5 protein-coding genes and 1 pseudogene are annotated in these 4,117 nt (G+C 32.7%); 5 read left to right on the forward strand and 1 reads right to left on the reverse strand.

Going from position 1 to position 4,117, the window contains the following annotated elements:
• Positions 1 to 786 (forward strand): M23 family metallopeptidase (locus tag O970_RS09325; protein WP_238610635.1); only part of this gene is annotated, 786 nt, incomplete at its 5' end.
• A gap of 51 nt (positions 787 to 837) precedes the next feature.
• Positions 838 to 1,845, forward strand: coding sequence for a hypothetical protein (locus O970_RS09330; protein WP_065573935.1), 1,008 nt, complete (start codon positions 838 to 840; stop codon positions 1,843 to 1,845).
• 220 nt (positions 1,846 to 2,065) lie between these two features.
• Here the strand turns inward: O970_RS09330 and O970_RS10010 are convergent, their stop codons facing one another.
• Positions 2,066 to 2,212 carry a hypothetical protein gene (locus O970_RS10010; RefSeq protein WP_166667114.1) on the reverse strand — a complete coding sequence of 49 codons (147 nt, stop codon included), beginning with the start codon at positions 2,210 to 2,212 and terminating at the stop codon, positions 2,066 to 2,068.
• Between the two features lie 265 nt (positions 2,213 to 2,477).
• On the opposite strand from O970_RS10010, the gene O970_RS09335 reads away from it, so the two are divergent.
• The 3 genes and pseudogenes from O970_RS09335 to O970_RS09345 all read left to right on the forward strand — a co-directional run.
• Positions 2,478 to 2,837 (forward strand): helix-turn-helix domain-containing protein, encoded by a 360-nt coding sequence (locus O970_RS09335; RefSeq protein WP_065573937.1) that lies wholly within the window; start codon positions 2,478 to 2,480, stop codon positions 2,835 to 2,837.
• A gap of 4 nt (positions 2,838 to 2,841) precedes the next feature.
• Positions 2,842 to 3,306 carry an ImmA/IrrE family metallo-endopeptidase gene (locus O970_RS09340; protein WP_065573938.1) on the forward strand — a complete coding sequence of 155 codons (465 nt, stop codon included), beginning with the start codon at positions 2,842 to 2,844 and terminating at the stop codon, positions 3,304 to 3,306.
• 491 nt (positions 3,307 to 3,797) lie between these two features.
• Positions 3,798 to 4,022: pseudogene (locus O970_RS09345) on the forward strand (putative holin); the annotation flags it as partial.
• Positions 4,023 to 4,117 lie beyond the last annotated feature (95 nt).

The following is a 4,117-nucleotide window of genomic DNA, read 5'->3' on the forward strand; positions in this document are numbered from 1 at the left end:
AACTCTAACCAAACCCATGTTAATGCTAACACGCCGATACTTTCTAACCTATCAATGGATGGCAAAGCATGGTTTATTCATCCTGTGGCAGTGGTTAACTATTTTCCAGTTAAAACAAGACTGTGGTATGAGCCTTTAGAAAACCCACAAAGGACTTATTATAATTTTTATGGTTTTGAAAATCCCAAAAATGGTGCCTTTGGCATTGTTCGTTCTCGAAAAGATAAAGTTAACCCTAAAAATATAATACCTTGGGCTCATGCAGGTTTAGATATATTTGCGGATATAAATACACCTTGTTATGCATGTTTAGATGGTGAAATAGTACAATATAAAAATGAGGGCGATAATGGATATGGCAATGTGTTAGTCCTTGTCGTCAAAGGCGATGATTTACGAGCTTCAAGAAATGAATATGCTCTTGAGTTTGCTAAAAATGGGGAAATTGAGCAAGCAAAAGATTTTGATATTAATGCTCAGCATTTTTACTTACGCTATTGTCATTTAAGTGATAAACGCGCCGACCTAAAAGTAGGTGATATGGTTAAATCAGGCGATTTAATAGGCTATACAGGCGATACTGGTAATGCAAGAGGATGCTTAAATCCTCACTTACATTTCGAAATCGCAATGAAGCAGACAGGTAATCGCTCTAACGTGTATGATACCCAGACTAATAGATTAGGTTTTAAAATTAACCCTGCCTTCTTTGTTAAATTGCAAAAAATAAATAAAAGTATTCAAGAAGAAATACGGGATTTACGAGAACTAAGAATAAGGAAATAATAAGTGAAAGCTAAGCAGTAACTAATATAACTCAACTTAAGGCATATAAATATGAAATTTATAAAATATATATTAATTATTTTATTCTTAACGCCGTCTATCAGCTATCCAATGATATATCGTATTTATAATGGTACCATCGGAGAAAATAAAGTTGAATTTTATTTTTACGATGACAATGGTGTTTTTCTTGTTGATAAAGAACATCAAGTTAAACGTTTTAGTCTTATAAGAGAGCCTAATGATACATTTCATTTTCGTACTTATTCCCCAGACTCTTTTAAAGAAACATTAGATAAAATCTATATTGAAAATTTTGATATAAGTGCTTTTTCTCATAAAAAAGAAAACTATCAATATTTAACTGGCTATACCCTTAACGGAGAGAGGATAAATTTACATAAAACATTTGAATATGATGAAATTGATAAAGATACATGGCAAGAAGTAGAATTTAATAATATCGAATTTTTACAAGAGGAAAGCAGTAAAGACTTTTATTTCAAAATGATGATATCTAAACCCAAAGAATCAATTGCCGACATAACCGGTATCAAAATATATCGCAAACATGATGGTAAACTTATTCAAACGATTACTGACATTAAAGAATGTGATTTCCTTAGCTATAGGAATATCGTAACACATAAAAACTTCGATTTTAATTTTGATGGTGATAATAATGACTTTTATCTCGTTAAAGATAGATATCAGGGATTCAATACTACTGCTGAATATTACGTTTTTGATAAAAAGCAACAACAGTTTGTCAAATTAAACCTTGAAGGTAAGGATTTCCGTTTTGATTATGAAGAAAAAACTGCCTCGAGCCACAAATATTGCCCTGGTAAAAAAGAAAATGATGAAATATCGTTAATAGATACTTTTAAATACATAGGTAATAATCGCTATAAACGAATCGAGACTAAATGTACGTATAAAAAGGGGGGATATATGAACGATAATGGAAAATATGAATATGAACAAGAAAGAGTATGTAAACCGAAAGAGCGGACTGATTGTCGAAATTATATTGATAATAATGATTACGATGATTAGTAATAACACATTGAAATAACTAATCAAAGATTTATAGGTGCTCGAAGAGCATAGCAGACAAATCAGGCATTTATTAGCAAAATATAAAAGTAAATGGTATGTGTATGAAGATGGAAAAAAATCTTTGATACGATTATTAATGAAGTTCACAAGAAATCAGAGGGATAATATTTGTACTTATCCCTCTTTAATTTATATCGTTATTTCCTTAGGTAAGATTCTATTTTGGTCTAATGGCAGCTTTACACAAGGCATAACTTAATACTTCCGCCAGTTCGTTAGTGTTATCAACTGTTGCTAGGCGGTTTTGCCAATAGGTTCTAGCTCTTACCCAGTCCATATCGCCATGAATTTGAAGCGCTATCATGCTTCTAAATTCTTGGATTAACTCAGCGTTTACTTTAGAAGGATTATTGTTCATGTCTACCTCGGTTGGTTAAGTGTAATAACTCTTTCAACATTGAGGATAACAGGGACAAGAGAATGCTGGTTTTAATTGGGTTTAAAATCATTCCATCATTTTATTATTTACTATTGAAAATAAATTTAACTAAAATGGTTGAATTTATTTTGTGATGTGGTAAATTACACCTTGTATTTGAATATCAAATACATTAAGAGGAGATGATATTATGGCACTCACAGAATTTGGCAAAGTAGTCCGAAAAGCAAGAATTGATACTGGTTATACGTTATTAACTATGTCTAAAGAGCTTAAAACAACTCCTGCTTATCTCAGTGGACTAGAAACAGGGTTAAAAAAGATCCCTAAGAATTGGGTTGAAAAAATAGAAGATTTTTTCAAATCAAAAAATCATGAAATAGTTAATTTGCAAGCGTTGGCAGATGTATCTAATGAAACTGTTACTATTAGCGATTTACCATTACAACAACAAATGCTAATAGCAGGTTTTGCAAGATCTCCATTTACAGCTGAAGAGTTGCGCCGATTTGCTGATTTACTAGAAACAATTAATAAGAATAAGGAATAATTGGATGACCGAAGAGTACCAAATGCGAGGAAACCGAGTTGCACCAATGGAAGCTGATGATATTGTTGTAAGAGCAATCAATTCTTGCAAAGTATTTCAACTTTCAGAAAAAATGGAGTTAAATTTTGATACTGTATTTGAGACTTTTTCTTTATACAGAATAACCCTACAAGTTATTGATGATAGAGAATGGTTAGGCATAACGGATGGGCACTGCGATCCTAGCAGTTTAACTATCAGCATACCAAATAAAACTTATAAAGCGGCATCTAAAGGAAAAAGAGAAGCTCTGTTTACCATTTTTCACGAATTAGGTCATCTGTTATTAGGACATAAGGCCGTATTACATCATTCTCAGAATAAGCCTACATATAAAGAAGATGCGGAATGGCAAGCAGATTTATTTGCAACAGTAATATTGTTAGAAATTGGGTTGGAACGTCAATTATCTTTCAATTTTGAAATGTAAAAAGCACCGATTTGCGGTCGGTGCTTTTTATTGGGTGTTAGTTCTATATTTTGCGGATATAAACTAACTTGTTAAGAACCATAAGAACATAAAGGTAGCGTTAAAATGGAACTTTTGAAAAGTCGATCAATTATACTCGTTATGTTTGATTAAGCAATTGTTTATTTGTGCCCTGAGTGTTCTCCTTTATGTAAGGAGGCTTCACATGAGCGATTTTACTTGTCCTCGATGTGGTAGTGCTTGTGAGTATACATTTAGAAGATCTATAGTTAAAAATGGTAAGACTATATATCCGAAGAAAGCGAAAGCTTTCCGTATACCACAATGTGAATGCGCTGATAAAAAAGCAGCATAATTATTGTTTAATTTAGTTTTATGATATCAAACCACTATTTTCTGATAGTGGTTTTTTAGTTTTAAACCCGTTTAAAACACTTCTTCCTCAATAAAATTTAAACTTTACCTGAGTTTAATTTATTGAGGAACCTTCCGTGAAACTATTCAAAAAAGTTCGTGAACGTCGTTTGTTAACTTGGTTAATAAGTGCCGTTATTTTGTTTGTTGTTATTGCCGTTCTTGCCCCACAACAATTACCAATCGTTATTTATAAGCTATCCCTTGTTCTGCTTGCTGCCGTTATTGGCTATCACTTAGATCGTGCTTTATTCCCTTATGCCAGCCCTGGCAGTTATTTATCTCCCAGCAAACAAAGACAACAATATCGTCGCCTATCCTCGCACCCTATCCCTAAACGCATTAACGCATGACGGCTTAATCGCTATCGATGATAAAAAAGAGAAATGGGTACACG

Source organism: Candidatus Schmidhempelia bombi str. Bimp, from assembly GCF_000471645.3.
GTDB lineage: Bacteria > Pseudomonadota > Gammaproteobacteria > Enterobacterales > Orbaceae > Utexia > Utexia bombi.